This window comes from Flintibacter muris (assembly GCF_943192995.1).
GTDB lineage: Bacteria > Bacillota > Clostridia > Oscillospirales > Oscillospiraceae > Lawsonibacter > Lawsonibacter muris.
Genome location: NZ_CALPCP010000028.1, coordinates 19,766 through 45,550, shown reverse-complemented (window position 1 = coordinate 45,550; position 25,785 = coordinate 19,766). Strand labels below are relative to the sequence as shown.

The 25,785-nt window shown below is 59.6% G+C and carries 24 protein-coding genes and 1 other annotated feature; of the genes, 13 read left to right on the top strand and 11 right to left on the bottom strand.

Features of this window, described 5'->3' with window-relative positions:
- Positions 1–229: 229 nt before the first annotated feature.
- A complete protein-coding gene (gene typA / locus NFS22_RS17030) occupies positions 230–2,059 on the bottom strand; it encodes a translational GTPase TypA (protein ID WP_251318908.1) in 1,830 nt (609 codons plus the stop codon).
- Between the two features lie 365 nt (positions 2,060–2,424).
- Here typA and NFS22_RS17025 point away from each other — a divergent pair, with 365 nt between their 5' ends.
- Both NFS22_RS17025 and NFS22_RS17020 read left to right on the top strand, forming a co-directional pair.
- On the top strand, positions 2,425–2,721 hold the full coding sequence (locus NFS22_RS17025) for a hypothetical protein (protein ID WP_251318907.1): 297 nt from the start codon (positions 2,425–2,427) through the stop codon (positions 2,719–2,721).
- 223 nt (positions 2,722–2,944) lie between these two features.
- Entirely contained in the window at positions 2,945–4,513 is a 1,569-nt protein-coding gene (locus NFS22_RS17020; RefSeq protein ID WP_251318906.1) for a M23 family metallopeptidase, read from the top strand.
- Positions 4,514–4,700: 187 nt separating this feature from the next.
- Here the strand turns inward: NFS22_RS17020 and NFS22_RS17015 are convergent, their stop codons facing one another.
- The 4 genes from NFS22_RS17015 to mnmG form a co-directional block, all read right to left on the bottom strand.
- Positions 4,701–6,125 (bottom strand): glycine--tRNA ligase, encoded by a 1,425-nt coding sequence (locus NFS22_RS17015; protein WP_251318905.1) that lies wholly within the window; start codon positions 6,123–6,125, stop codon positions 4,701–4,703.
- 21 nt (positions 6,126–6,146) lie between these two features.
- Positions 6,147–6,530 carry a DUF7668 domain-containing protein gene (locus NFS22_RS17010; RefSeq protein WP_251318904.1) on the bottom strand — a complete coding sequence of 128 codons (384 nt, stop codon included), beginning with the start codon at positions 6,528–6,530 and terminating at the stop codon, positions 6,147–6,149.
- Positions 6,531–6,572: 42 nt separating this feature from the next.
- Positions 6,573–6,774 (bottom strand) — a binding site (T-box leader).
- Positions 6,775–6,827: 53 nt separating this feature from the next.
- Positions 6,828–7,727, bottom strand: a complete 900-nt coding sequence (locus NFS22_RS17005; RefSeq protein ID WP_251318903.1) for an MBL fold metallo-hydrolase — start codon at positions 7,725–7,727, stop codon at positions 6,828–6,830.
- Between the two features lie 190 nt (positions 7,728–7,917).
- Positions 7,918–9,792, bottom strand: a complete 1,875-nt coding sequence (mnmG, locus tag NFS22_RS17000; RefSeq protein ID WP_251318902.1) for a tRNA uridine-5-carboxymethylaminomethyl(34) synthesis enzyme MnmG — start codon at positions 9,790–9,792, stop codon at positions 7,918–7,920.
- Between the two features lie 127 nt (positions 9,793–9,919).
- Between mnmG and NFS22_RS16995 the strand changes: the two genes are divergently transcribed.
- Positions 9,920–10,090, top strand: coding sequence for a hypothetical protein (locus NFS22_RS16995; RefSeq protein ID WP_251318901.1), 171 nt, complete (start codon positions 9,920–9,922; stop codon positions 10,088–10,090).
- Positions 10,087–10,530: a tRNA adenosine(34) deaminase TadA gene (gene tadA / locus NFS22_RS16990; RefSeq protein WP_251318900.1), complete on the top strand. Its 444-nt coding sequence runs from the start codon at positions 10,087–10,089 to the stop codon at positions 10,528–10,530. Before NFS22_RS16995 ends, tadA begins: the two co-directional genes overlap by 4 nt.
- 1,121 nt (positions 10,531–11,651) lie before the next feature.
- Here tadA and NFS22_RS23780 read toward each other — a convergent pair.
- From NFS22_RS23780 to NFS22_RS16970, 5 genes are all read right to left on the bottom strand, one after another.
- The gene (locus tag NFS22_RS23780; RefSeq protein WP_277614840.1) at positions 11,652–11,783 is read right to left on the bottom strand and encodes a hypothetical protein; all 132 of its coding nucleotides are present in this window, start codon (positions 11,781–11,783) and stop codon (positions 11,652–11,654) included.
- A 24-nt stretch (positions 11,784–11,807) separates the two neighbouring features.
- On the bottom strand, positions 11,808–13,064 hold the full coding sequence (locus NFS22_RS16985; protein ID WP_251318899.1) for an acetyl-CoA C-acetyltransferase: 1,257 nt from the start codon (positions 13,062–13,064) through the stop codon (positions 11,808–11,810).
- A gap of 339 nt (positions 13,065–13,403) precedes the next feature.
- Positions 13,404–15,329 (bottom strand): hypothetical protein, encoded by a 1,926-nt coding sequence (locus tag NFS22_RS16980; protein ID WP_251318898.1) that lies wholly within the window; start codon positions 15,327–15,329, stop codon positions 13,404–13,406.
- Entirely contained in the window at positions 15,304–16,206 is a 903-nt protein-coding gene (locus NFS22_RS16975) for an ABC transporter ATP-binding protein (RefSeq protein WP_251318897.1), read from the bottom strand. Before NFS22_RS16975 ends, NFS22_RS16980 begins: the two co-directional genes overlap by 26 nt.
- Positions 16,203–16,574, bottom strand: a complete 372-nt coding sequence (locus NFS22_RS16970; RefSeq protein ID WP_251318896.1) for a GntR family transcriptional regulator — start codon at positions 16,572–16,574, stop codon at positions 16,203–16,205. The genes NFS22_RS16975 and NFS22_RS16970 overlap by 4 nt, the downstream gene beginning before the upstream one ends.
- A gap of 176 nt (positions 16,575–16,750) precedes the next feature.
- Here NFS22_RS16970 and proC point away from each other — a divergent pair, with 176 nt between their 5' ends.
- The 3 genes from proC to NFS22_RS16955 all read left to right on the top strand — a co-directional run bounded on the left by proC (position 16,751) and on the right by NFS22_RS16955 (position 19,321).
- Positions 16,751–17,554: a pyrroline-5-carboxylate reductase gene (gene proC / locus NFS22_RS16965; RefSeq protein ID WP_251318895.1), complete on the top strand. Its 804-nt coding sequence runs from the start codon at positions 16,751–16,753 to the stop codon at positions 17,552–17,554.
- A 166-nt stretch (positions 17,555–17,720) separates the two neighbouring features.
- Complete coding sequence (gene proB, locus NFS22_RS16960) at positions 17,721–18,503, top strand: glutamate 5-kinase (protein WP_251318894.1); 783 nt, start codon at positions 17,721–17,723, stop codon at positions 18,501–18,503.
- The gene (locus NFS22_RS16955; protein WP_251318893.1) at positions 18,500–19,321 is read left to right on the top strand and encodes a TIGR02452 family protein; all 822 of its coding nucleotides are present in this window, start codon (positions 18,500–18,502) and stop codon (positions 19,319–19,321) included. The genes proB and NFS22_RS16955 overlap by 4 nt, the downstream gene beginning before the upstream one ends.
- Here the strand turns inward: NFS22_RS16955 and NFS22_RS16950 are convergent.
- Positions 19,318–20,196 (bottom strand): LysR family transcriptional regulator, encoded by an 879-nt coding sequence (locus NFS22_RS16950; protein ID WP_251318892.1) that lies wholly within the window; start codon positions 20,194–20,196, stop codon positions 19,318–19,320. The genes NFS22_RS16955 and NFS22_RS16950 overlap by 4 nt on opposite strands.
- 114 nt (positions 20,197–20,310) lie before the next feature.
- Here NFS22_RS16950 and NFS22_RS16945 point away from each other — a divergent pair, with 114 nt between their 5' ends.
- The 6 genes from NFS22_RS16945 to pth all read left to right on the top strand — a co-directional run bounded on the left by NFS22_RS16945 (position 20,311) and on the right by pth (position 25,560).
- Positions 20,311–20,904, top strand: coding sequence for a LysE family transporter (locus tag NFS22_RS16945; RefSeq protein ID WP_251318891.1), 594 nt, complete (start codon positions 20,311–20,313; stop codon positions 20,902–20,904).
- A gap of 105 nt (positions 20,905–21,009) precedes the next feature.
- Positions 21,010–22,266, top strand: coding sequence for a glutamate-5-semialdehyde dehydrogenase (locus NFS22_RS16940; RefSeq protein ID WP_251318890.1), 1,257 nt, complete (start codon positions 21,010–21,012; stop codon positions 22,264–22,266).
- A gap of 97 nt (positions 22,267–22,363) precedes the next feature.
- Complete coding sequence (locus tag NFS22_RS16935; RefSeq protein WP_251318889.1) at positions 22,364–22,876, top strand: HDIG domain-containing metalloprotein; 513 nt, start codon at positions 22,364–22,366, stop codon at positions 22,874–22,876.
- Between the two features lie 179 nt (positions 22,877–23,055).
- Complete coding sequence (locus NFS22_RS16930) at positions 23,056–23,739, top strand: GlgC family sugar phosphate nucleotidyltransferase (protein ID WP_251318888.1); 684 nt, start codon at positions 23,056–23,058, stop codon at positions 23,737–23,739.
- A 72-nt stretch (positions 23,740–23,811) separates the two neighbouring features.
- Complete coding sequence (locus tag NFS22_RS16925; protein ID WP_251318887.1) at positions 23,812–24,795, top strand: ribose-phosphate diphosphokinase; 984 nt, start codon at positions 23,812–23,814, stop codon at positions 24,793–24,795.
- A gap of 171 nt (positions 24,796–24,966) precedes the next feature.
- Positions 24,967–25,560, top strand: coding sequence for an aminoacyl-tRNA hydrolase (gene pth / locus NFS22_RS16920; protein WP_251318886.1), 594 nt, complete (start codon positions 24,967–24,969; stop codon positions 25,558–25,560).
- The last annotated feature ends 225 nt before the right edge of the window (positions 25,561–25,785 follow it).

Here is a 25,785-nt window from a genome sequence, read left to right as displayed (position 1 = left end):
GCTCGCATACCTGCGTCTCTCATTTTTCTGTATCATACCCTCATTATAGCACCTTTTTATCTATTGGTACAGCTTCTCAGTTCTGCATCAGCTCATCCCGGTGCATCTCACCCCAGGCCAGTACAAACTTCAACTGACGGATTGCTTCCATCTGTGGTCATTATAGTGAAAACCTTTTATCCCGTCAAGACAAGACACGGCCCTCCGAATATTTCGGAGGGCCACAGACTTATCCTTTTTTCTTGGAAGCCTCCCGCATACGGGCGCCGTGGTCCAGCAGGCGCTTGCGGAGCCGGAGGTTTTCCGGGGTACACTCCAGCAGCTCATCGTCAGCCAAAAACTCCAGGCACTGCTCCAGGGAGAGCTGGCGGGGGGTAACCAGACGCAGGGCCTCGTCGGAGCCGGAGGCACGCATGTTGGTCAGCTGCTTCTTTTTGCACACGTTGACGGAGATGTCCTCCGCCTTGGGACACTCACCCACGATCATACCGCCGTAGACGGGGGTTCCGGCACCGATAAACAGCGCGCCCCGCTCCTGGGCGTTGAACAGGCCGTAAGTCACCGCCTCGCCTGTCTCAAAGGCCACCAGGGAGCCGGTGGACCGGCGGCTGATCTCCCCCTTGACAGGGGCGTAGGAGTCAAAGACAGAGGCCATGATACCCTCGCCCTTGGTGTCGGTCAAAAATTCGCTGCGGTAGCCGAACAGGCCGCGGGAAGGGACCAGGAAGTCAATTTTCATCCGGTCGCCCACCGGGTTCATCTCCAGCAGGTCACCCTTGCGGGAACCGATCTTTTCCATAACCGCACCCACACAGTCGGCGGGCACGTCTACCACCAGCCGCTCCAGGGGCTCGCACTTTACACCGTCGATCTCCTTGTACAGTACGCGGGGGGGAGACACCTGGAGTTCATAGCCTTCCCGGCGCATAGTCTCAATGAGGATGGACAGAGACATCTCGCCCCGGCCCGCCACATTGAAGGAGTCGGTGGAGCCCTCCACCTCAGATACCTTCAGGGACACATCCTTCAGCGTCTCCCGGAACAGCCGGTCCCGAAGCTGACGGCTGGTAACATACTTGCCCTCCCGCCCGGCAAAGGGGGAGTCATTGACAGAAAAGGTCATCTCAATGGTGGGGGCAGAAATCTGGACAAACTCAATGGGCTCCACCGCGTCAGGGGCGCAGACGGTATCGCCAATGGTGACGTCGCCAATGCCGCTCATGGCCACAATGCTGCCGGCCTCCGCCTCCTGGACGGGGACCTTGGCCAGGCCGTCAAACTGGTACAGGGCGGTGGCCTTGGCCTTCTGGGGGGCGGCGTCTGGATCGTGGTAGTTGCACACCGCGATCTCCTGGTTCTGCTTCACCCGGCCCCGCTCAATGCGTCCAATGGCGATACGGCCTACAAACTCGTTGTAGTCAATGGAGGACACCAGCATCTGGAAGGGGGCCTCCAGGTCCACCTCGGGGGCAGGGATATAGTCAATGATGGTATCAAAGAGGGGCTTTAAGTCGCTGCCCGCCACGTCGGGCTGGACAGAGGCAGTACCCTGACGGCCGGAACAGAACAGCATGGGGGAGTCCAGCTGTTCGTCGGTGGCATCCAGATCCAGCAGCAGCTCCAGGCACTCGTCTATCACTTCGTAAACCCGTTGGTCGGGACGGTCGATCTTATTCACCACCACAATCACCCGGTGGCCCAGCTCCAGCGCTTTGGACAGCACAAACCGGGTCTGGGGCATGGGACCCTCAGCGGCGTCAACCAAAAGGATAACTCCGTTTACCATCTTCAAAATCCGCTCCACCTCGCCGCCGAAGTCGGCGTGGCCCGGGGTGTCCACAATGTTGATCTTCACATCACCGTACTGCACGGCGGTGTTCTTGGCGGTGATGGTAATGCCCCGCTCCCGCTCCAGGTCCCCCGAGTCCATCACCCGGTCGGCTACGGCCTGGTTCTCCCGGTAGACACCGGACTGCTTGAGCATCTCGTCCACCAGGGTGGTCTTGCCGTGGTCCACGTGGGCGATGATAGCGATATTTCTTAATTTCTCATTTTTCATGGGAATGGCACCTCAAATCTGTGGATTTCTCAATAAGCCAAAGCATTATACCCCCATCTCCCCAAAAAATCAACACAAGCCGCAAAAAAACACATACAAAGGGAACCTTTTTTCCCTTTGTACGTCTGTATAATATAGTAGTAGGGGGGAAGTGCCCCAATGGCGGCAGATCGGGACACTCGAACAAATTTTTGATATTTCTCTTGACAATTTCGAACAAATGTTGTATATTCCTGATTATAGCAATCATCAGCTCTGCTGCCACATGCAGGGGCAGCCACAGGCCGGACATAGTAATAGTCCGGTTTTTGGGACAGCTTTTGGTCTAAACTTACCCTATCATTAAAAATATGGAGGGGACATCTATGAAGACCATATACCATAAAACATCTAATGTTTTTCCCTGTTCCGGGAACATTATCAACCTGGATGAGCTCCGCCGCCAGCATACCCTGACCCAGAAAGACAGTCTGGCCCGCCAGCCCGAAGAGGAACAGTGGATTTTGGAGGAGGAGCCCGCCTTCCGCCCGGTGGTGCTCACCCTGACCCCGGAGGAGCGTCGCCGGGCCCGCCGGGAACGGCAGGCCTGGAGGCTGGACGCCTGCGCCAGCGTGGCTGTTGTCCTTATGACGCTGGCCTTCGCCCTGCGGATGCTGCTGTAACCACAATATCTTGGGCTATTTGTCACTTTATACACAATTTTGAAAAAGAACGCCGTATATTTTTATGCGGCGTTTAAATTTTGTACACTTTTTTTGTGAACTTTTTGTTTCAAGGCGAAAAAAGGGGTTGACTGTAGACGGGAAAACATGTATATTATTGTTACCATTTTGTAACTCTTATTTCATAATTGTCATTTTTCCCTCGGAACAAGAGGTGATTTCCATGAACCAATCTCAGGATCAGAGCTGGACTGCCCGCCTTCCCGTTGTGGGGCAGGAGCAGCCCAAGGGGCACAACCCGACTATAGCGCCCCAACAGGCCCAGCCTCCGGTCCAGGCCCCCGCCGATACGGACTGGCGGGCGGAGTTTAAGCTCTATGTCAAAGGTATGCGGGAGTGGGCTCGTATCCATTTCCGCCGCTGGGCCCATCTGTTCCACGGCGCCGCCGCCGGTACGCTGGCGGTGGGACCCGTCTCCTTTCTACTGGTAGCCGGGGCTTTGGGCACCGCCCTCACGCTTACCACCCTCTACTCCACCAGCTACGCCGTCATTGTGGACGGCCAGGAGGTGGGCGTGGTAGCCGACCAGAGTGTGGTAGACCAAGCCATCCGGACGGTGGAAACCCGGGGCAGCCAGTTGCTGGGCTACGATTACCAGGTGGACAGCAACATTGATTACAGCTTTGCCCTCACCCTGAAAAGCGACCTGAGCCGGGAGCAGGACATCAGCAACTACTTCTACGGACAGCTCAATGAGCTCAGCGACCAGCTGCGGGCCTATCAGGTCATGCTGGGCGGTCAGGTTGTGGGCGTGGTGAAGGACGAGACTGCCCTGAATACCATGCTGGACGGCATTAAGGCGGAATATGTCACTGATGCCACAACCTCCGTGGAATTTGTGGAGGACCTGTCCGTTAGCCCCGTCTACGCGGTGGACAATTTGATGAGCGTAGGCCAGATCGAGGAGGCCCTGAAGGCCAACACCACCGGCGAGACCACCTACACCGTGGTCAAGGGTGACACCTACAACGGCATTGCCTACCGCAACGACATGTCCCTCAGTGACCTGATGGAGCTCAATCCCCAGGCCAATATTAACCGGCTGATGGTGGGCGACGTACTAAACGTAAAGGAGATTGTCCCCGCCCTTTCCGTTCAGACCACAGAGCACATAACCTATACTGAGGCAATCGCCTGCCCGGTGGAGGAAGTCAAGGACGACTCCATGTATAAGGGCGACTCCAAGGTCATCACCCAGGGCGAGGAGGGGGAGGCCCAGGTTCAGGCTGACGTGATTTACGTCAACGGCTATGAGCGGGAGCGCACAGTGACGGATACCCTTACCCTTCGGGAGCCCACCACTACGGTGAAGGCCGTGGGGACCAAGGAGAAGCCCAAGACCGCCTCCAAGGGCACCTATATCTGGCCTGTCAGCAGCCACCGCATCAATTCTTACTTCGGCGGACGGAGAATTTTTGGCAGCTACAGCTACCACTCCGGAATCGACATCCACGCCACCTATGGTGAAGCTGTCCACGCCGCGGACGGCGGCACGGTCATCAAGGCCGGTTATAACGGCAGCTATGGCAATCTGGTTGTGATCCGCCACGACAACGGCGTTGAAACCTACTACGCCCACAACTCCAGTCTGGTGGTTTCTGTGGGTCAGAAGGTTTACCAGGGCCAGACCATCGCCAAGGCTGGCTCCACCGGCCGCTCCACTGGCGTACACTGCCACTTTGAGGTCCGCGTTGGCGGCACCGCAGTGAACCCGCTGAATTATCTGAGATAAACAGGAAATACCCCCGGCCAATGGCCGGGGGTGCCCTTTGTCCTGAAAGAAGATTCACCAAACCATGTGTTCAGGGCTCAAAGCTTAAAACCCTCCGTATTTTATCAGTAGAAAATACGGAGGGTTTAATTATTTATATTTTAGGCAGCCCATACACATAAAATCGTGTCGATGGCAAAATCAATAATCAATAGGCCAGCTTTTCCTCCAGCCAGGTTTTCAGCTGGCTGATGGGCACACGGACCTGGTCCATGGTGTCACGGTTGCGGATAGTGACGGCGTTGTCGGCCTCTTCGGTGTCGGAGCCCACGGTCTGGAAATCCACGGTGACGCAGTAGGGGGTACCGATCTCGTCCTGGCGGCGGTAGCGCTTGCCGATGGAGCCGGCATCGTCAAAGTCCACCATAAAGTATTTGGACAGCTCGGCCTGGATTTCCCGGGCCTTGTCGCTCAGCTTCTTGGACAGGGGCAGCACAGCGCATTTGAAGGGGGCCAGGGCGGGGTGGAAGTGGAGGACGGTGCGGACATCATTCTTGGCCTCATCAACCACTTCCTCGTCGTAAGCTTCACACAGGAAGGCCAACGTCACCCGATCGGCGCCCAGGGAGGGCTCAATCACATAGGGGATATAGTGCTCGCCCGACTCCTGGTCAAAGTAGGTCTGGTCCTTGCCAGAGGTGGTCTGGTGGGCCTTCAGATCAAAGTCGGTGCGGCTGGCCACCCCCCACAGCTCACCCCAGTCGGTGAAGGGGAAGGCAAACTCAAAGTCGGTGGTGGCGTTGGAGTAGTGGCTGAGCTCCTCGGGCTCGTGATCCCGCAGGCGCAGGTCCTCGTCCTTCATGCCCAGGCCCAGCAGCCACTCGTGGCAGAACTTTTTCCAGTAGGCAAACCATTCCAGCTCGGTGCCCGGCTTGCAGAAGAACTCCAGCTCCATCTGCTCAAACTCACGGGTACGGAAGGTGAAGTTGCCTGGAGTGATCTCGTTGCGGAAAGACTTGCCGATCTGGCACACGCCAAAGGGCAGTTTTCTCCTGGTGGTGCGCTGGACGTTCTGGAAGTTGACAAAGATGCCCTGGGCGGTCTCGGGGCGGAGGTAGACGGTGTTCTTGGCGTCCTCAGTGACCCCCTGGAAGGTCTTGAACATCAGGTTAAACTGGCGGATTTCGGTCCAGTTGAACTTGCCGCAGGAGGGGCAGACAATCTGGTGTTCGTCAATAAACTCCTTCATCTGGGCCTGACTCATAGCGTCCACGCTGTGGCCCAGGTCAAAGCTGTTCTCCTGGCACCAGTCCTCAATCACCTTGTCGGCACGGAAGCGCTCATGGCACTCCTTGCAGTCCATCAGCGGGTCGGAAAAACCGCCCACATGGCCGCTGGCCACCCACACCTGGGGGTTCATTAAAATGGCGGCGTCCAGGCCCACGTTGTAGGGGTTCTCCTGGACGAATTTCTTCCACCAGGCCTTCTTGATGTTGTTTTTCAGCTCCACCCCCAGAGGGCCGTAGTCCCAAGTGTTGGCCAGGCCGCCGTAAATCTCCGAGCCGGCAAAGATGAAGCCCCGGCCCTTGCACAGGGCCACAATTTTTTCCATGGTCTTTTCGCTGTTTTTCATGTTGGATAAGCTCCTTTTCATTTATTCTGGGTCAATTGTGTGGAAAATTCGTTTTAATCCTCCGTTTTCGTACAGAAACTCAAGCTGTAACGTCAGATAGGTCAAGTCTCCGCCGGAGGTCAGCTCGTAGTCCACTGCAAAGCCGCTGCCGTCCTTGTACTCGAAAAACATCACCTCATGGTGGTACTCATACTGGGGCTTGAAGCTGCAAGGGACGCCGTATTCGTCAAACACGTCGAAGTCGTTTATCTCCAGTGTGCCCTGGATGCACTCCCGGATTTCCTCCGTGTTGTCCCACTCCATCTTGTCCACGCAGGAGGGCAGGTCCTCGTACCGCTTCTCGTGGAGGACGTGGCAGATGTTTTTTACCACCTCAATGGCCTGTTCTTTGTGCTGATCGGTCATCAAATCACCCCTTTCCAAACAAAAACGCCCCGAGCCGCTTCGGCTCAGGGCGAACAAAATTTGTCCGTGGTTCCACCTGAATTTCCCCATTGGGGACACTCCTGCCCGGTAACGGCGGGGGCCGGCAGGGCATTTCCTCCCCGCGCTCCAGGGGGCCTTCCCACCGCGCCTTTGGAGGATTTTCACCAGCCATCCTCTCTCTGCCGCCCGGCTGCGGGGTACTGTTCCCTGTCTTCACTTTATGTTTCCCTATTGTATGCCAGCCTTTCGCCCCTGTCAAGGGGATTTTTGCAATTTTCAGGAATTTTTCGCCCGGACATAGTAAGTAGCTCCGTTTTGGCATACCTCGTTCAGCCGTCCGGTGTCCACCAGGTACTCAATAAAGAATCGGACATTCCGCTCAAAGCGCAGGGAGCGGGGGGGCTTGTGGGTGAAGAGCTTGTAGAGGACGCAGGCCGCCTCGTCGATCTGGCTGGCGGTCATGGGCCGGTCCACCAGGGCCAGGATCTCATCCGCCCGGCGGTGGACCAGGGCCTGGTTGGCGTCAATGAGTGCCCCAATTTCCTCGCCAGAGCAGACACCCCGGTGGGCCATGATATAGGCCTCACAGTCCAGGCGGCGCAGCTTTTCCCGGCTGGCCAGAGCCATCTGCTGGCTCAGGTTGTAGGGCAGTTTGGCCCCCAGCATCTCAGAGCTGAGCAGGGCGTCGGCGGTGTAGCACACGTTGTCCGGGGTGATGGTACAGACATGCCCGGCGGAGTGCCCCGGCGTGTGGACAATTTGGAAACGGGCTCCCCAGGCGTCGAAGGGGCCGTCTGACATGGGGAGAAAGAGGTCGGGCTCGTGGATCATACAGGAGGACTCCCGCTCCACCGTGCCCGGGGAGAGGGTGAGGAAGTAGCACTTTAAATTGAGCAGAGAGGCGCACATCCCCGCCTCCGGGTAGGTGAGAGCAACTTCTGTGTTGTACTTCTCCTGAAAATACCGGCTGTTGGCGCAGTGGTCCACATGGGCGTGGGAGCACAGCACGCCCACCGGCGTCAGCCCGGCGGAGCGCAGTGTCTCCTCAATATCCTCCCGCTCCTGGAGCAGGCCGGTGTCCAGCAGGACACAGCGGCTGTCATCCAGCTTATACAGCGGGATATACTCAATCCCCTCAAGCACCCAGGTGTTTCCTTTTACTTGTGTCAGATTCATGAAAATACCTCCTGGATAGCACTAAAAGCCTCCCTTTGCAAGGGAGGGAGACCACCGCCAAAGGCGGTGGTGGAAGGTTTCCCCCTATCGAGACGTATCTGCTTCTATAGGAGAAAACCCTCAGTCAGTCTACGGCTGACAGCCCCCATTGCGAAGGGGGCCTCTTGCGCTGCGGCGGGATGGGAGAGCCCTACAGCTCCCGCTGCTTCAAATACACCATCAGCACCGCCACGTCCGCCGGGGACACGCCGGACACCCGGCCCGCCTGGCCCAGGCTTCGGGGGCGGATGGCGGCCAGCTTCTGCCTTGCCTCCAGCCGCAGGCCCTCAATAGACAGGTAGTCGATATCCTCCGGCATAGGCCGCTCCTCCAGCCGTTTGACCTCCTCCACCTGGCGCAGCTGGCGGTCGATATAGCCGGCGTACTTGATGGTGATCTCCGCCTCGTTGGCCACGGCGGGGGGCAGAGCGGGGCGGTCGGGGTCGAAGGGGGCCAAATCGGCGTAGTTCAGCCGGGGGCGGCGGAGCAGGTCGGCCAGCCGAGCCCCATCCTTCACCGGGGGCTCCCCCCGCTCCTCCAGCAGGGCGGTAAGCTCGGGAGTGGGCGGCGTGCCAGTGTGTTCCAGACGGCGGACCTCCCGGTCCACGGCGGCATATTTTTCCTGCACCGCCTCATATTGTGCCCGGGAAATCAGCCCCAATTCATAGCCGGCGGGGGTGAGCCGCCGGTCGGCGTTGTCCTGGCGGTGGAGCAGGCGGTACTCGGTGCGGGAGGTCATCATGCGGTAGGGCTCATTGGTGCCCTTGGTGACCAGGTCGTCAATGAGCACGCCGATGTACCCCTGGTCCCGGCGGAGGACAAAGGGCGGTTTGCCCTGTGTCTTCAAAGCGGCGTTCACCCCGGCTACAAAGCCCTGGACGGCGGCCTCCTCATAGCCAGAGGAGCCGTTGAACTGCCCTGCCCCGTACAGGCCGGAGACGGCTTTTACCTCCAGGGTGGCCTCCAGCTGGGTGGGGTCCACGCAGTCATATTCAATGGCGTAGGCACAGCGGGTCATCTCAGCCCGCTCCAGGCCGGGGATGGTGTGGAGCATTTCAATCTGCACCTCCTCCGGGAGGGAGGAGGAAAAGCCCTGGATGTACAGTTCCTCGGTGTCCAGCCCCATGGGCTCAATAAACAGCTGATGGCGGGTTTTGTCGGGGAAGCGCTCCACCTTGGTCTCAATGGAGGGGCAGTATCGGGGCCCCACCCCCTCGATAGTGCCGTCGTACAGGGGGGAGCGGGACAGATTGGCCCGGATAATTTTGTGGGTCTCCTCATTGGTGTAGGTCAGCCAGCACACCGCCCGGTTTTCCGGGGGAGACCCGGTCTGGAAGGAGAAGGCCAGGCCGTCCCCGTCGCCCTTTTGCAGCTCCATTTTGGAAAAATCCACGCTGCGGGCGTTGACCCGGGGCGGTGTGCCCGTTTTGAACCGGCGGATGGACAGCCCCAGCTTTTTCAGGCTGTCAGTCAGGGGCAGGGCGGCGGCCAGGCCGTCGGGACCGGAGTCCCGGACTACATCCCCCACCACAATGCGTCCCCCCAGGTGAGTGCCGGTGGCCACCACGGCGGCCTTAACCTGATATACCGCCCCGGTGTGGGTGACTACACCGGACACCGCACCGCCATCGGTGAGAATCTCCACCACCTCCGCCTGCTTTACCCACAGGTTTTCCTGTCTCTCCAGGGTGTGCTTCATTACCTTCTGGTACTCCCGGCGGTCGGCCTGAGCCCGGAGGGACTGGACAGCGGGGCCCTTGCTCCGGTTCAGCAGCCGGTACTGGATGCAGGCCCGGTCGGCGGCCTTGGCCATCTCTCCCCCCAGAGCATCCAGTTCCCGGACCAGGTGGCCCTTCCCTGTACCCCCAATGGCCGGGTTGCAGGGCATGTTGCCCACCGCGTCCAGGTTGACGGTGAAGCAAAGGGTTTTCATCCCCATCCGCGCAGCGGCCAACGCGGCCTCAATCCCCGCGTGGCCAGCTCCAATAACGGCAATATCAAATTGTCCGGCGTGATAAGTTTTCATAGAACGTGTCCCTCTGCAATGAATTCGACGGATATTGTATCACGGGATTCGCATTGCGGCAAGGGGCAACTTGTGATAGAATGGAAGACAACTTGTGATAGAATGGAAGAAAAGGAGGCGAAGCAGCGTGAAAAAATTTGAGTATAAGATGGCAGAAATCAAAACGTCGCTGGGCTTTGATTGGCAGAAAAAAATCCGGGAAGCGGAAGCCCGGTGGAATGAACTGGGCCGGGATGGCTGGCAGTTCTGTATGCACGGCGACGGCGTGATCGTGTTTATGCGGGAAATCGAAGAATGAACCACGAATATTTCATGGCCGAGGCCCTGTGTCTGGCCCGGGAGGCCATTGGGGACGGCGACGTGCCGGTGGGCTGTGTGATTGTGAAGGACGGGGAGATTATCGGCCGGGGCCGCAACCGCCGGGAGGCGGACCGGGATGCCACCGCCCACGCCGAGGTGGAGGCCATCCGGGAGGCCTGCGCCCGGCTGGGGAGCTGGCGGCTTTCAGACTGCACCCTCTACGTCACCCTGGAGCCCTGCCCCATGTGTGCCGGAGCCATCATCAACGCCCGCATCAAAGAAGTGCGCTACGGCGCCCGGGAGGAGAAGTCCGGGTGCTGCGGCTCGGTGCTCAATCTCTTTGAGGAGCGGTTCAACCACCACCCCCGTATCTACCAGGGCCCGCTGGAGCGGGAGTGCGAAGAGGTGCTCCAGGCGTTTTTTCAAAGTTTGCGATAATATTTAAAGCTTTTGTAACATCTTGAAAGAACTTTTGTAAAATCTTTTGACTATACTCATACTCGCAAGGCAAGAACATCTTTTCATTCTATCCTCCATTTTTGAAAGGCTGACGGGTCGCTCCGTTGGCCTTTCTCTCTGTTCAAGGAGATAATTGGTCAAGGTTACCTATTATTTCTGTACTGTAATATTCCTCGATGGTATGATGTTTTCCATGATTCCCGACATAATGTTCGCCCTCCCAGTCCAAATCCCGCAGACGCATGAGCGGGCAGCGCACCAAATTAGTTGCAGTTACTGTAACCGGTGTTCTTGCCGTACAGAACGGCAATATATCCTCTGCCCCACGAACCAACTGAACATCTTCGTTGGGCCATTGACCCTGCCTCGTTCCAGCATCAGTCCACAAATCATAGATCCACCCTGTGGGCACATAACATATCAACAAAACAATAATCATACAGCCGAAACACTCTATTGTCTTTTTGCTCTTGCAAAATGTGAAAAAGCGGTTCTTTATGCCCTTCATAATCCTCAATACCTGGTTTCCGCATCCATCTTAATATAAGCAAAGTATACTACATCATATGGGCAGCTTTCAACTGTCACTTAAATAGTTGCTGACAGTATTGTGGGCTCCACCCCGGCGCAGCAGACGCTTTGTCAAAAAAAGCCAAAGATTCCCCGCGCGCAGTTGAGAACTTTATACGATTTAATCCTTTTGTAACAACTGACGTTGGATTTGTTAATAAGTTTCCTGTAATATAAAATCTGCAAGAGACAGTTCGTTTCATTTTAATCCTCTTTTTCAACGGGAAGCCCCGGATACCTTGGAGCAGGTATCCGGGGTTTTTCGGTGTTTCGGAGAAAACGCAGCACGAATCAAAGCGCAAAAAGCCTCCCTTCGCAAAGGGAGGTGGCGCCGCCGGAGGCGGTGACGGAGGGTTTTCCCCTATCGAAACGCGCCTGTCTCTTGGAGAAAACCCCCACCGCCCTGTGGGTGGAGCCCCCTTTGTGAAGGGGGCCTTTTCGCCTGCGGGCGGGACGAAGGGAATCCCTCCTCTGAGGAATGGAAGCAAAAACCGGCCCGGGATCGCTCCCGGACCGGTTCTGCATGCTTCTCAATTCTTCTCTTTTGGTTTGTACTGCTCCTCGCCGGTTTCGACCCATAGGATGAAATCGTTGATTGCCTTTTCATCCCATCCAGCAGCACGAAGGCCGAGGATAATTCTGGAACTTTCAGACATGTTCATGTTATTATCCTCCCCTCTTAGGAATCAGCACTTCTCGAAGATGGTGGCAACGCCCATGCCGCCGCCGATACACAGGGTGGCCAAGCCCTTCTTGGCCTCGTCACGCTTGGCCATCTCGTGGAGCAGAGTGACGATAATCCGTGCGCCGGAAGCGCCCACGGGGTGGCCCAGGGCGATAGCGCCGCCGTTGACGTTGACCTTGCTCATGTCAAAGTTCAGCTCGCGGGCCACGGCGATAGACTGGGCGGCAAAGGCCTCGTTGGCCTCTACCAGGTCCATGTCCTCGATCTTCAGGCCGGCCTTGTCCATGGCCTGACGGGAGGCGGGCACAGGGCCCACGCCCATGATCTTGGGGTCCACGCCGCCCTGGCCCCAGCTGACCAGCTTGGCCATGGGCTTGAGGCCGTACTTCTCAACGGCTTCCTTGGAGGCCAGCACCAGGGCGGCGGCGCCGTCGTTGATGCCGGAGGCCTGGCCGGCGGTGACGCGCTGAACGTGCTTCTTGGCGTCGGCCTCGTGGATCTGGGTGGGCTGGAAGGTGTGGACGATCTCATCCTCAACGCCCTCGGGGCCGCAGGGGAAGGCGCCGCGCAGCTTGGCCAGCTTGTCAACGGGGGTCAGGCGGGGGAACTCGTCCACCTTGAACTCCACCATTTCCTTCTTAACCTTAATCATAACGGGGACGATCTCGTCGTCAAACTTGCCGGCGGCTATGGCGTCGGCGGCCTTTTTCTGGGAGTTGTAGCCGAACTCGTCCAGCTCTTCCCGGGTGATGCCCCATACGTCGCAGATGTTCTCGGCGGTGGTGCCCATGTGGTAGTTGTTATACACGTCCCACAGGCCGTCCTTAATCATGGTGTCCACCAGCTTGTTGTCACCCATGCGGGCGCCCCAGCGGGCGGCGGGAACGGAGAAGGGGGCGGCGGACATATTCTCCATACCGCCGGCGACCACGATCTCAGCGTCGCCGCAGCCGATGGTACGGCCGGCCTCAATGACGGACTTCATACCGGAGCCGCACACCATACCCACGGTGTAGGCGGGCACAGAGGTGGGGATGCCGGCCTTCAGGCTGGCCTGACGGGCGGGGTTCTGGCCCAGGCCGGCGGTGAGGATGCAGCCAAACATGACCTCGTCCACGTTCTCAGGTTTGACGCCGGCCCGGTTCAGGGCCTCCTTGATGACGGCAGCGCCCAGGTCGGCGGCGGGGACGTCCTTCAGGGAGCCTCCGAAGGAACCGATAGCGGTACGGCAGCAGTTGACGACATAAACTTCTCTCATGATGTGTGTGACCTCCTGAAATTTAATAGGGCGATCAGCTGAACGCCCGGGATGACCGCTCTTGCCTCCCATTATACCGGACAGCCGCCCAAAAAGCAATAAGATTTTCTGGTATTTGCGAGCAGTTTTCATAAGCAGAAAAAAGCCTCCCTTCGCAAAGGGACATCTCCCCCTGTCAGGGGGAGATGTCGAGCGAAGCGAGACAGAGGGGGTAGGGAGGCGGCACGGCGAAGCCGTGACAGAGGGTTTTCCCCGTTGAGACGCGTCTGTCTCTTCATGGAGAAAACCCCCAGTCAGCTTCGCTGACAGCCCCCTTTGCGAAGGGGGCCTTTTGGCGCTTTACCAGCTGGTCGTGTCCGGATACTGGGGGATATAGTCCAGTTCGTGCTCGGCCAGAGAGTAGCCCTCCTCAAAGATGCCGGTTTTTTCCAGAACGGCCAGGGTGCGGCGCGCCTGAGGGCTGAGGGTGATGGTGAGGGTATTGTCAATGTCGTAGCCGTTGGGGCTGACCTGGACAGTGTAACCTTCTGTATTGGTCCTTTGATAGGCGGAAAGGCCAAAAATCAAGTCTGTGTGGTAGGTGTTCTCGTTCCGCTCGCGGCCGGAATCAAAAAGCCAGCGCACACCGATATTGCCCTCGGCAAAGTCCTGCTGTACCGCGTCCCACAGCTCTTGGGCGTAGTTGTCCACATAAACGTTGTCATAATATATCTCGCCGTCCTTCTTCAGGCAGTCGAGCCAGGCGCCAGTGAGACGATAGCCGTTCAGCCGGGCCTCAAAATCATAGGCCTGGGCCACCAGCTCCCGGTCCTGAACCAGCTGCTGGGCCAGATAGGTGAAGCTGCCCTCCTTGTCCAGATCCTCCTGGTAGAGGGGAATGGAGCTGTAGCGCCGGTGCAGGGAGGAGCCGCCCTTCAGGGTGTACTCCAGCTGCAAGGAGCTGTAGTCATCTCCATGAGTGAAAGAGCTGCTGTTCCAGTCCAGCCGGTCCCGGTCGTCCACAACAGCCTGATGCAGCTCCAGGAATTTCTGGATGCTCTCCGGGTCAGTGAGGGTGGTGGAGAGAGAAGCCCCGTCGTCATTGGGGTAGCCGGTATTGAAATAGACGCTCAGCTGCTCCACCTGGTTCAGCTTGGGCACCCGGGTCTCCACGCCGAACAGGTCCATCATACAGCCCAGACACAGCACCAGCATAACCGCTGTCATAACCGCGCTGCCCTTCCAGGTTTTCAGGACCCGGAAGGATTTGCGCAAAAGCATCTCCGCCACGAAGTAGCCAACCACCGACCAGACCAGCACGCAGGGGATCAGGGCGGTCACGCTGCTCCAGCTAAAGAAGGCGGCGGTGAACATGCCCAGGCACAGCCCAGCGCAGAAGGACACCCCGTATTTGAACAGGGGGCGCACCAGGGGGATGGACACCACGTCGCCGGCGGTCTCCGCATGGCGGCGGCGGTAGACGTACAGGGATACAAGGGCCAGCGCCACACCCACGGCGGCGTAGACGGCCACCGTGCCCGGGGAGCGGAAGCGCTGCCCCTCCTCGCTGCTGCCAAACAGCACCAGCGCGTCCTTCAGGGCGTAGGCCGGGGTGAGGTACTCCACGATCTGAGCGGTCCCGGCGGACCCGGCGTAGCCGTAGAAGAACTCGTGGAACAGGCCGTCCAGCAGGGTGTAGATGACGTCGGCCAGCACGTTGAAAATACAGTAGAAGGCGGGCAGGGCCAGGATGTTTCCGGTGAACATGGCGCAGAAGGCGGCGAAGGAGAAGAAGAACAGGCATATTCCACTCTGGGCCAGCAGCCAGGTCAGCAGGGCGTACAGGGCTTTTCCCCAGCTGTCCATGGGCAGAAAGGCCAGCTCGACCATAGCCGTCAGCGCGGCGGTCACCAGCTGGGGCAGCAGCAAAAAGGACAGCCCCGCCAGATACTGGGTGGTGAACAGGGCCTCCCGCCGCATGGGCAGGGCGTGGAACCAGCAGGAGGACCGGCTGTTATACAGGTAGCCGAACACCGCCATGGCGCAGAGAATGGCGAAGAATCCAGCCAGGAACAGCCCAAAAGTGGCCATTTCGGGCAAATTGAGCGCCTGATTCAACATCCGCCGGTAGGGCGGGGAGTTGGAGTAGCGGTTGAAATACATGTTGAGCATGTTCAGCGGAATAAAGAACAGCCAGATCACCCCATAGCCCGCCCACAGGGGCCAGAAGCGGGCCAGGGTTTTGCGGTAGAGAGTGCCGTTAAAGTACAATGTCGCGGACCGCATAGTCCTCACCTCCCAGTTCATAGATGAAAATTTCCTCCAGAGTCAGGGGCAGGGCCTCCATGAGGATGGGGGCGAAGCCGGCCATGCGGGTTTTGATCTCCGCCGGGCTGCCCCGGACGATAAGGGTGAACACCCGCCCGATCTGGGAGGTATGGAGCACGTTCAGGTCGCGGGGCAGCTGGGGCAGCTTGCCGTCGGCGAAGGCGATCTGCAGCTTGACCACGTTGTCCTGCAGGTCGGTGAGGGAGCGCTCCAGCAGAACCTTGCCGTGGGACAGGATGCCTACATGGTCGCACACGTCCTCCAGCTCCCGCAGGTTGTGGGAGGACACCAGCACCGTGGTCCCCCGCTGGGCCACGTCCCCCATGAGCAATGTCCACACCTGGCGGCGCATCACCGGGTCCAGGCCGTCCACCGGCTCATCCAGCACCAGCACCTCCGGGTTGCAGCACAGAGCCAGCCGGAAGGCGGACTGCTTCTGCATTCCTTTGGACAGCCGGCGGATGGGCTGGCGTTCGTCCACCTCGGGAAAGGCCTCGGCCAGGGCCTCGTACCGCTTTACGTCAAAATTGGGGTACATCCCCCGGTAAAAGCGCATCATGTCCCGGGTGGAGGCGGAGTTGAAGTAGTACAGGTCGTCAGGGATAGCGGCGATCTTGGCCTTGACCGCCGGGTTTTCATAGACCTGGTCGCCATCCACCAGAATAGAGCCGGAATCCGGGCGGTAGATGCCCATAATGTGCCGCAGGATGGTGGACTTGCCCGCGCCGTTGGGCCCCACCAGGCCGTAGATGGAGCCCTTCTCCGCCGTCAAAGTCAGGCCTTCCAGGGCCCGAAAGCCGTCAAAGGATTTTACCACATTGATGACCTTGATCATGCTGTCTCTCCCCCTTCCAGGGCCCGAATCCGGGCCCAAAGCTCCTCACCGCTGACCCCCAGGAAGAGCAGTTCCCCCGCCGTCTGGTCAAAGCTCTGGAACAAATTCCATTTCCGCCCCTCGTCCACCCCGGTATTGGGGGCGGCGAAGGAGCCCTTGCCGGGCACCGAGTAGACGTAGCCCTCCGCCTCCAGCGCCTCGTAGGCCCGCTGGATGGTGTTGGGGTTGATGGCCAGCGTCCCCGCCATGGTGCGTACCGAGGGGAGCTTTTCCCCCTCCTGGATGACTCCGGTGACCATCAGCCGCCGCAGGCCGTCCTTCACCTGCTCGTAGATGGGACGGGCATCCCGGTAGTCTAAATTCAACATCACAGCTCCTCCTTTTCGAGTACTGTACTAACTGTATTAGTACGGCTAGTATATAGCGGCGGCGGGGGAAATACAATTAAGAATTGATTAAGTATTTTTTAAGAAGGAAAAAATCTGTACTATCCTCCGCTTTCATGTTATAATCAGACCAAAAGACCCCACAAGGAGGATTTGTTATGTATCACACCATCGGCTTTATCGGCACAGGCAGCATGGGCTCCGCCATTGCCAAGGCGGCGGCCAAAAGCGCTCTGGCGGAGACCATCCTGCTGTCCAACCGCACCCCGTCCAAGGCGGCGGCGCTGGCGGCGGAGCTGCCCGGCGCAGCTGTGTCCAGCAACGAGGAGATTGCCCGTACCGCCCAGCTCATTTTCCTGGGGGTGAAGCCCCAGATGATGCAGCTGGTGCTGGACCCTCTGGAGCCCATTCTGCGCAAGCGGGAGGACCGCTTCATTTTAGTCACCATGGCCGCCGGCCTGACCTGTGACCGGATCCAGGACATGGTGGACATGGACTGCCCCGTAATCCGCATAATGCCCAACACCCCCTCGGCCATTGGAGCGGGAGTGGTGCAGTACTGCGGCCAGCTGGTGACGGTGGAGGAGCTGGACGCTTTTGCCGCCCTGCTGGCCCCCGCCGGGCTGGTGGACCCGGTGCCCGAGGGACTGATTGACGCGGCCAGCGCCGTCTCCGGCTGCGGGCCCGCCTTTGCCTATCTGTTTGTAGAGGCCCTGGCCGACGGCGGCGTGGCCTGCGGACTGCCTCGGGACAAGGCGGTGGCCTACGCCGCCCAGATGCTGGAGGGCTCCGCCCGCATGGTGCTGGAGGGCGGCCAGCACTCCGGCGCCCTCAAAGACGCGGTCTGCTCCCCCGGCGGCACCACCATTCAAGGCGTGCGCGCGCTGGAGAGAGGCGGCTTCCGCTCCGCCGCCATGGAGGCGGTGATCGCCGCCTATGAGAAAACCCTGAAGCTGCGGTAAAAAGCGGGCCCCCTTTGCAAAGGGGGCTGTCAGCCGTTAGGCTGACTGGAGTTTTCCCTAAGAGCATTTCAGTAGAAAACCCTCCACCACCGCCTTTGGCGGCGGTCCCCCTCCCTTTGTGAAGGGAGGCTTTGCCGCCTGCGGGCGGGACGAAAGGAGTACAATTATGCGTATTGTAGTAAAAGTGGGCACCTCCACCCTGGCTCATGCCACCGGGCGACTGAATATCCGCCATGTGGAGGAGCTGGTGAAGGTGCTGTCCGACCTGAAAAACGCGGGGCACGAGATGATTTTGGTGTCCTCCGGAGCCATCGGCATGGGGGTGGGCAAGCTGAACCTGCCCGGCAAGCCCTCCGACATGCCCACCAAGCAGGCCGCCGCCGCTGTGGGCCAGTGCGAGCTGATGTACACCTATGACAAGCTCTTTTCCCAGTACAACCACACGGTGGCCCAGATTCTGCTGACCAGCGAGGACATTGACCACGAGGACCGGCGGCAGAATTTTGAGAATACCATGGCCCGTCTGTTGGAACTGGGGGCCCTGCCCGTCATCAACGAGAACGACACCGTGGCCACCGCCGAGATCAAGGTGGGGGACAACGATACCCTGGGCGGCATTGTGGCCTGCTCGGTGGGGGCGGACCTGCTGGTTCTCCTCAGCGACATTGAGGGGCTGTACACCGCCGACCCCCGGAAGGACCCCTCCGCCCGGCTCATTCCCACTGTGGAGGCGGTCACCCCGGAGATTGAGGCTCTGGCGGGGGGCAAGGGCAGCGACCTGGCCACCGGCGGCATGGAGACCAAGCTGCGGGCGGCCAAAATGGTCACCGCCCAGGGCTGCGACATGGTGATTACCAACGGCGAGCACCCGGAGCGCCTGTATGACATTGCGGAAGGCAAGGCGGTAGGCACCCGGTTTTTGGGGGGCAAAAAGGGGGAAAAGAGATGAACCGGGAGCAGTTGAAAGCCCTGGCCCAGGAGACGCTGGAGATCAGCCAGGCGGGGCGCTATGCGGCAGAGGACCAGACCGTCCGTATCGGGAGAACTCAGCTGTACACCGCCCAGGACCTGGAGCGGCTGGAGGCAGAGCGGTTTCGGGGTATTCCTCAAAGCGGCTTTGACACCGTTTATACTGTGCGCCGGGAGGGGACGGTGGACACCGTTCTGAATATGGCCGGATGGGAACGGCGGGTGCCTGTGATCGGGGTGCTAAACTTTGCTTCCGCCAAAAATCCGGGGGGCGGCTTCCTCAACGGCGCCATGGCCCAGGAAGAGAGCCTGGCCTACTGCTCCGATTTGTACCTGATCCAGACCACCGGCCCGGGGCCCCGGTATTATGAGATCAACCGGGCCTGCCACGACCCGGTGTACACCGACACCATGCTGATGGGTGACGTGACCTTTTTCCGAAACAGTGACTTTACCCTGACCCATAATCCGGTCACCTGCAAGGTGCTCACCGCCCCTGCGGTGAATATGGGCATTGTGATGCGCAACGGGGACAGCGTGGAGCGGGCCAAGGCGGTCATGAAGGGGCGGATGCGGAAGGTGTTGGCCCTGTTTGCCCACTGGAACTGTACCCGGCTGGTGCTGGGGGCCTACGGCTGCGGCGTGTTCCGCAACGACCCGGAGGACGTGGCCCGTTTCTGGCAGGAGCTGCTGATGGAGGAGGGCTGGGGAAGGTACTTCCTGGAGATAAACTTCTCCATTCTGGCCAAGTCCGATGAGGACAGAAACATTGTCCCCTTCCGCCGCCTGTTCGGCTAATCCAGCTCTTCCCGCAGCAGATTTATGAACAGCTCCATGGCCGGGGTGACCCAGCGGTTTTTGTGCTGGGCGCACAGGGCTGGAAATCGAACCCCGGAGATGGGGGCAATGAGCTCCACCAGCCGGCCGGAGGCCAGCTCCTCCTGAACGGCAAACCGGGGCAGATAGGTAAAGCCCAGGTTGGACATGACGCACCGCTTGATGGTCTCAATGCTCCACAGCTCCAGGGTGGCGTCCAGCGTAATGTTTCGGGCGCGGAGGTAGGCCTCCAGACGGCGGCGGAAGATGCTGTCCGGCTCGTCTGTGACCAGAGACACCGGCTTGTGCTGTCCATGGATGACGAAATCCGGGTGGCAGAACTCCGATGAGGCCAGCAGGATTACTTCATACTCCCCCATGGGCTCCACCTCCAGCACGTCCCGGCTCCAGTCCATGTCGTAGCCCACCCCCAGGTCACAGGCGCCGGTGCGGACATTTTCCGCAATGTCTAAACAGTTCCGGCTGCGGATAATCAGCCGCACCTGGGGGGCCAGCTTGCGGAATTTTTGAATGACCGCCTGGGTTTTGTAGCACAGCAGGGTTTCGGCCATGTCTACCCGCAGGGTACCGGCCAGGGCGTTGCCCTCCTGCCCCAATCCGGCCAGCCTGTCCGCAGCCAGAAGAAGCTCCCTGGCCTGGGCCAGGGCCCGCTCGCCGATTTGGGTGAGAGCCATCCGCCGGCCTGTTCGTTCAAAGAGGGGGACGCCCAGCTCCTCCTCCAGCTGCTGGATATGGACGGTGACGGTGGACTGGGTGTAGCCCAGGCGCTCCGCTGCCCTCTGGTAGCTGCCCTGGTCCACAACGGCCTGAAAGGTGCGCAGATTTTTCAGCTCCATGGGGAGACCTCCAAAACATTGATTTTATCAATATGATACTTCAAAAACATTCACTTTTCAAATGTTATATTTTCTGGTAGGATAGAGCCACCAAAGAAAAGGATGGTGGCGGATATGCCGGTGTCATTGATTCCCAGCTTTTTGATTTACTGCTTTGTGGGGGGTATCACCCCCGGGCCCGCCAACCTGTGTTCCCTGGGCGCCGCCCTGCGGTACGGGCGGGGGCCTGCGCTGAGACAGTGGCGTGGGCTGTTCTGCGGCTTCTTTCTGGACTCTATGGGGGCGGTGGTCCTCACCTGGCTGCTGGGAGCCGCGCTGAACGACTATGTGGGGATGCTCTCCTGGGTAGGGGCGGCCTATCTGCTGTGGATGGCCTGGCACATGCTCCGCTCCAGCGGGCTGAACCCGGACCGGGACCCGGCGGCCCCCTCCTTTGTGACAGGACTGCTGGTCAACCTGACCAACGTGAAGGTTATTATCTTCTGCATCGCCGCTCTGAGCAGCTACGTGCTGCCCTACTCCCGGTCCCTGTGGGCGCTGCTGCCGGTGGGGCTGTTTCTCCCCTTCACCGGACCGGCGTGCAATCTGGTGTGGCTCTTCGCCGGGGCATCCCTCCAGACGCTCTTCGCCAACCACCGGAAAACGGTGGATCTTGTCATGGCCCTCTCCCTGGCCCTGTGCGCGGTCAGTTTGGTGTGGGGACATTGAGGGTGATATGTAGGGGCGGCCTTTGGCCGCCCGCAGAAAATTCGACTGCCCGTTACAGGCGGGCGGCCAAAGGCCGCCCCTGCACGATAAATTGAGGTGATAGATATGACAACACAGGAGCTGCTGCAAAAGGCCAAGGCCGCCAAGCGCGACATGGCTGCGGCGGACACAGAAACCAAAAACCGGGCCCTGTTGGCCATGGCGGACGCCCTGGAGGCCCACTGTGGGGATATCCTGACCGCCAATACTCTGGACCTGGAGGCGGCCCGGGGGACCATCTCCGATGTGATGCTGGACCGGCTGGCCCTGGACGAGGGGCGGATTGCCGGTATGGCCCAGGGCATCCGGGAGGTGTCAGAGCTGCCCGACCCGGTGAAGGCGGTGCTCAGCCGGGTAGAGCGGCCCAACGGGCTGGTTATTGAAAAGACTGCCGTCCCCATGGGCGTGATTGCCATCATCTATGAGAGCCGCCCCAACGTCACCTCCGACGCCGCCGCCCTGGCCCTGAAGGCGGGCTCCGCCTGTGTGCTGCGCTGCGGCAAGGAGGCCCACCGCTCCGCCGCCGCCATTGTGGCCGCCCTGAAGGAGGGGCTGTCCGCTGCCGGACTGACACCAGACGCCCTCCAGCTGGTGGAGGACATCTCCAGGGCTTCCGCCAACGAGCTGATGCAAGCCCGGGGGCTGGTGGACCTGCTCATCCCCCGGGGCGGGGCGGGACTGATTCGGGCCTGTGTGGACAACGCCGCCGTCCCCGTGCTGGAGACGGGCACCGGCATCTGCCACATCTATGTGGACACCTGCGCCGACCTGGACATGGCCCTGGATATCATCGAGAACGCCAAATGCTCCCGGCCCAGCGTGTGCAACGCCGCCGAGGTCTGTCTGGTAAATCAGACCGTCGCGGAGGAATTCCTGCCCATGCTGCGCCAGCGGTTGGTGGACCGGCGGGCCGCCCGGGGTCTGCCGCCGGTGGAGCTGCGGCTGGACCCCAGAGCGGCGAAAATCATCCAAGGTACCCCCGCCGGGCCAGAGGACTTTGACACCGAGTTTCTGGACTACATCCTGGCCGTCAAGGTGGTGGAGCATCAGCGGGAGGCCATCGACCACATCGCCGCCCACTCAACCGGCCACTCGGAGGCCATTGTCACTGGGGACGAGCGAAACGCTTACGCCTTCCTGGGCCAGGTGGACAGCGCGGCGGTGTACTGGAACGCCTCCACCCGCTTTACCGACGGCGGGGAATTCGGCCTGGGCTGTGAGATGGGAATTTCCACCCAAAAGTTGCATGCGCGGGGGCCTTTGGGGCTGGCGGAGCTGTGCAGCTTCAAATTTGTTGTAAAAGGCGGGGGGCAGACCCGATAAAATTGGTAAAAATTTTCAGATGACAATTTTCCGGACTTCGTGTATGATGTGGACAGAACACATAAAGTCCCAGACGGGACAGAAAGGACTGATTCCAATGAGCCATGAAACGCGAAGGCTGCGGGAGCGGGAATTTGTGGACCTGACCCGTGAGCTGCTGAACTCCGACCAGGTGCGGATGATGGGCCGGTGGAAGCATCACGGCCCGGTGACCACCCTGGACCACTCCCTGTTTGTGGCCTTTTCCACCTACCGGGTGGCCCGGCTGCTCCGGCTGGATGTGCGCTCCGCAGTCCGGGGGGCCCTGCTCCACGATCTGTACCTCTACGATTCCCATGACAAGACCGCCCACCCCGGCAACCAGTGCTTTGACCACCCCCGGTTTGCCGCCCGAAACGCCGCCACACTCACCCCCCTCACCCCCAAGGAGCGGAATATCATCCTCTCCCACATGTGGCCGCTGGGGGGCGCGCTGCCCCGGTCTTTGGAGGCCTGGATGGTAGACCTGGTGGACACCATCTGCGCCGGACTGGAGATGTCCCGCATCTGCCGGCCCTCCCGGCTCCGGGAGCGCCTTGGGGTGCGTCCGCTGGTTCCTGTGTGCCAATAAAAGACATTTGACCGCCCTCCCCGGAAACAGGGGGGCGGTTTTTGTCAGCTTTTGAATGCGTTCAATGAAAAATTGGCATTTTCAGCTGAATGAAAAAAATTCCCTAAAGGTGGAAATGCGGACAAATATATGTTATAATGGCCCCTGGACGTATGGGTCCTGATTATAGGAGGAACACTATGAACGACTATTCCGCTTCCCTTCAAGCAAAACGGGAGCAGCTGCTGGCAGCGGGGGTGTCCATGATGGACCCCGCCGCCGTATATGTGGAGGAGGAGGTCACGGTGGGAGCGGGCACGCTTCTGCTCCCCGGCACCATTCTCCGGGGCAAGACGGTGATCGGCCCCAACTGCACCATTGGCCCCCAGGTGATGATAACAGACTGTACCGTGGAGGAGGGCTGTACCGTCAACGCCTCCCAGTGTGAGGAGAGCACTATTGGGAGAAACTGCCAGATCGGCCCCTATACCCATATCCGGCCCCACTGCGTGGTAGGGGAGGGCTCTAAAATAGGGGCCTTTGTCCAACTGAAAAACTGCAACCTGGGCAGGGGAACCAAGATGGCCCACCTGACCTATGTGGGGGACAGCGACGTGGGTGAGGACTGCAACTTTGGCTGCGGCACCGTCACCTGCAATTACGACGGCTTTCACAAGCACCGCACCACCATTGGCAGCCATGTGTTTGTGGGCTGCAACACCAACTTTATAGCGCCGGTTACCGTGGAGGACGGAGCATTTATTGCCGCCGGCACCACGGTGACAGATCTGGTTCCGGAGGAGGCTATGGCCATCGGCCGGGCCCGCCAGCAGGTCAAAAAGGGCTGGGCCAGGGAGAACCGGATAGAAAAAGAAACTCAGTGAGCAGCGGCCTCACAGCAAGGAGACATAAGAAACGGCCGGGGAGCCGATATAAAAAATGGGAGGATATAGTACATGATTGCACATGGCAAGGACATCAAAGTCATCACAGGCAACTCCAACCCCGCACTGGCCAAGGACATCTGCAAGGAGCTGGGTACCCCCCTGGGGAACTCAGAGATAGGCGCCTTTTCCGACGGGGAAAACTACGCCTCCATCTATGAGACGGTCCGGGGCTCGGACGTCTTCGTGGTGCAGTCCACCTGCGCCTTTGTCAAGGATGGAAAGGCCAGCACCGTCAACGACGCGCTGATGGAGCTGCTCATTATGATTGACGCCCTGAAGCGGGCCTCCGCCGGCCGGATTACCGCCGTGATCCCCTACTTTGGCTACGCCAGGCAGGACCGGAAGACCAAGCCCCGTGACCCCATCTCCGCCAAGCTGGTGGCCAACCTGATTACCACCGCCGGCGCCGACCGGGTGCTGACCATGGACCTCCACGCCAACCAGATCCAGGGTTTCTTCGACATTCCCGTGGACAATATGCTGGGATCCCCCATCTTTGTGGACTACTTCAACCGCAAGTTTAAAGACAGCAAGGAGGACACCATGGTGGTCTCCCCCGACGTGGGCTCCGTAGCCCGGGCCCGGGCCTTTGCCCAAAAGCTGAATATGCCCCTGGCCATTGTGGACAAGCGGCGGCAGAAGGCCAACTCCTCTGAGGTTATGAACATTATCGGCGATGTGCGGGACAAGCGGGTTATCCTCCTGGACGACATGGTGGACACCGGCGGCTCCCTGTGCCACGCGGCCAAAGCTTTGGTGGAGATCGGCGGCGCCAAGGATGTCACCGCCTGCGCCTCCCACGGCGTGCTCTCCGGCCCCGCCATCCAGCGCATCCAGGACAGTGTGCTGGACGAGGTGGTCTTCCTGAACACCATCCCCGCCAGGGAAGGTGTCCAGTGCAATAAGATCCGCTACATCTCCGTGGCCCACCTCTTTGCCGAGGCCATCAGCCACATCTATATGGAGACCTCCGTGTCTCCCCTGTTCCTCTAATCAAAAAAGCGGCCATGCCGCTTTTTTGAGGGAGCTGCGGCCGACTGCGCGCGCCTTTCGGGCACACTTGCGGCCGAGAGAAGTGTTTTTGGAACGGCAAAGCTGCCCCAAAAACCGATTTAAATTCATTTCGCCGCCTGCGGGCGGCGAAATTTCTGCGAGGAATCCGCTATGTTTTTCAAAAAAGATGCCGGCGGTGTGAGCTGGCTGCTGGTCTGCCTGGGCAACCCGGGGGACAAGTATGAAAATACCCGCCACAATGTGGGCTACATGGTGGCCGACGAGATTGCGGAGCGCCAAGGAAAACCCATCCAGCGGCTGAAATTCAAGGCGCTGACCAATGTCCTTGCCATCAGCGGGGAAAAGGTGCTGGTGATGAAGCCCGTCACCTATATGAACCTGTCCGGAGAGGCGGTGCGTCAGGCGGTGGATTTTTATAAAATCCCCCCCGACCATGTGCTGGTGGTGTCTGACGACACCGCCCTGGCCCTGGGACGGCTGCGCATCCGGGTGAAGGGGTCCGCTGGAGGGCACAACGGGCTGAAAAATATCATCCAGCACCTGGGCACCGACCAATTTCCCCGGCTGCGGGTAGGCGTGGGAGAAAAGCCCCACCCCGACTACGACCTGGCCGACTGGGTGCTGGGCAAGTTCGTTGGCGAGGATAAGAAGACCATTGACGCCGCCGTCAAACGGGCCGCCGACGCCGTCGAGTGCGTCCTAGCTGAGGGCATTGACCGGGGGATGGGAAAATTTAACGGATAACCCTGCCCGCTCACAGGCAAAAAAGCCTCCTGTTGAAAGGAGGTGCCCCAGTTCGCAAACTGGGGCGGAGGATTGTATTTTGCCGCAGGCGAAATGTGCAAAGCAAATGAGGTCTGTGCAAGCTCTGTTTACTTCGTATGTTTTGCTTCGAAAAACGCAATCCTCAAGAATTGGTGTAATCTGTAGGGGGCGGCCACAGGCCGCCCCTACGTTAAAATCTGCGAA

Coding starts and splice junctions, on each gene's coding strand:
- proC (WP_251318895.1), top strand. CDS start 16,751: ATGTATCACACCATCGGCTTTATCGGCACAGGCAGCATGGGCTCCGCC.
- NFS22_RS23780 (WP_277614840.1), bottom strand. CDS start 11,783: ATGAACATGTCTGAAAGTTCCAGAATTATCCTCGGCCTTCGTGCTGCT.
- NFS22_RS16950 (WP_251318892.1), bottom strand. CDS start 20,196: ATGGAGCTGAAAAATCTGCGCACCTTTCAGGCCGTTGTGGACCAGGGC.
- NFS22_RS17025 (WP_251318907.1), top strand. CDS start 2,425: ATGAAGACCATATACCATAAAACATCTAATGTTTTTCCCTGTTCCGGG.
- NFS22_RS16935 (WP_251318889.1), top strand. CDS start 22,364: ATGAGCCATGAAACGCGAAGGCTGCGGGAGCGGGAATTTGTGGACCTG.
- NFS22_RS16925 (WP_251318887.1), top strand. CDS start 23,812: ATGATTGCACATGGCAAGGACATCAAAGTCATCACAGGCAACTCCAAC.
- NFS22_RS17010 (WP_251318904.1), bottom strand. CDS start 6,530: ATGACCGATCAGCACAAAGAACAGGCCATTGAGGTGGTAAAAAACATC.
- NFS22_RS17015 (WP_251318905.1), bottom strand. CDS start 6,125: ATGAAAAACAGCGAAAAGACCATGGAAAAAATTGTGGCCCTGTGCAAG.
- NFS22_RS16955 (WP_251318893.1), top strand. CDS start 18,500: ATGAACCGGGAGCAGTTGAAAGCCCTGGCCCAGGAGACGCTGGAGATC.
- typA (WP_251318908.1), bottom strand. CDS start 2,059: ATGAAAAATGAGAAATTAAGAAATATCGCTATCATCGCCCACGTGGAC.
- NFS22_RS16970 (WP_251318896.1), bottom strand. CDS start 16,574: ATGTTGAATTTAGACTACCGGGATGCCCGTCCCATCTACGAGCAGGTG.
- NFS22_RS16940 (WP_251318890.1), top strand. CDS start 21,010: ATGACAACACAGGAGCTGCTGCAAAAGGCCAAGGCCGCCAAGCGCGAC.
- NFS22_RS16985 (WP_251318899.1), bottom strand. CDS start 13,064: ATGAGAGAAGTTTATGTCGTCAACTGCTGCCGTACCGCTATCGGTTCC.
- NFS22_RS16930 (WP_251318888.1), top strand. CDS start 23,056: ATGAACGACTATTCCGCTTCCCTTCAAGCAAAACGGGAGCAGCTGCTG.
- pth (WP_251318886.1), top strand. CDS start 24,967: ATGTTTTTCAAAAAAGATGCCGGCGGTGTGAGCTGGCTGCTGGTCTGC.
- mnmG (WP_251318902.1), bottom strand. CDS start 9,792: ATGAAAACTTATCACGCCGGACAATTTGATATTGCCGTTATTGGAGCT.
- NFS22_RS16945 (WP_251318891.1), top strand. CDS start 20,311: ATGCCGGTGTCATTGATTCCCAGCTTTTTGATTTACTGCTTTGTGGGG.
- NFS22_RS17005 (WP_251318903.1), bottom strand. CDS start 7,727: ATGAATCTGACACAAGTAAAAGGAAACACCTGGGTGCTTGAGGGGATT.
- NFS22_RS17020 (WP_251318906.1), top strand. CDS start 2,945: ATGAACCAATCTCAGGATCAGAGCTGGACTGCCCGCCTTCCCGTTGTG.
- tadA (WP_251318900.1), top strand. CDS start 10,087: ATGAACCACGAATATTTCATGGCCGAGGCCCTGTGTCTGGCCCGGGAG.
- NFS22_RS16980 (WP_251318898.1), bottom strand. CDS start 15,329: ATGCGGTCCGCGACATTGTACTTTAACGGCACTCTCTACCGCAAAACC.
- NFS22_RS16975 (WP_251318897.1), bottom strand. CDS start 16,206: ATGATCAAGGTCATCAATGTGGTAAAATCCTTTGACGGCTTTCGGGCC.
- proB (WP_251318894.1), top strand. CDS start 17,721: ATGCGTATTGTAGTAAAAGTGGGCACCTCCACCCTGGCTCATGCCACC.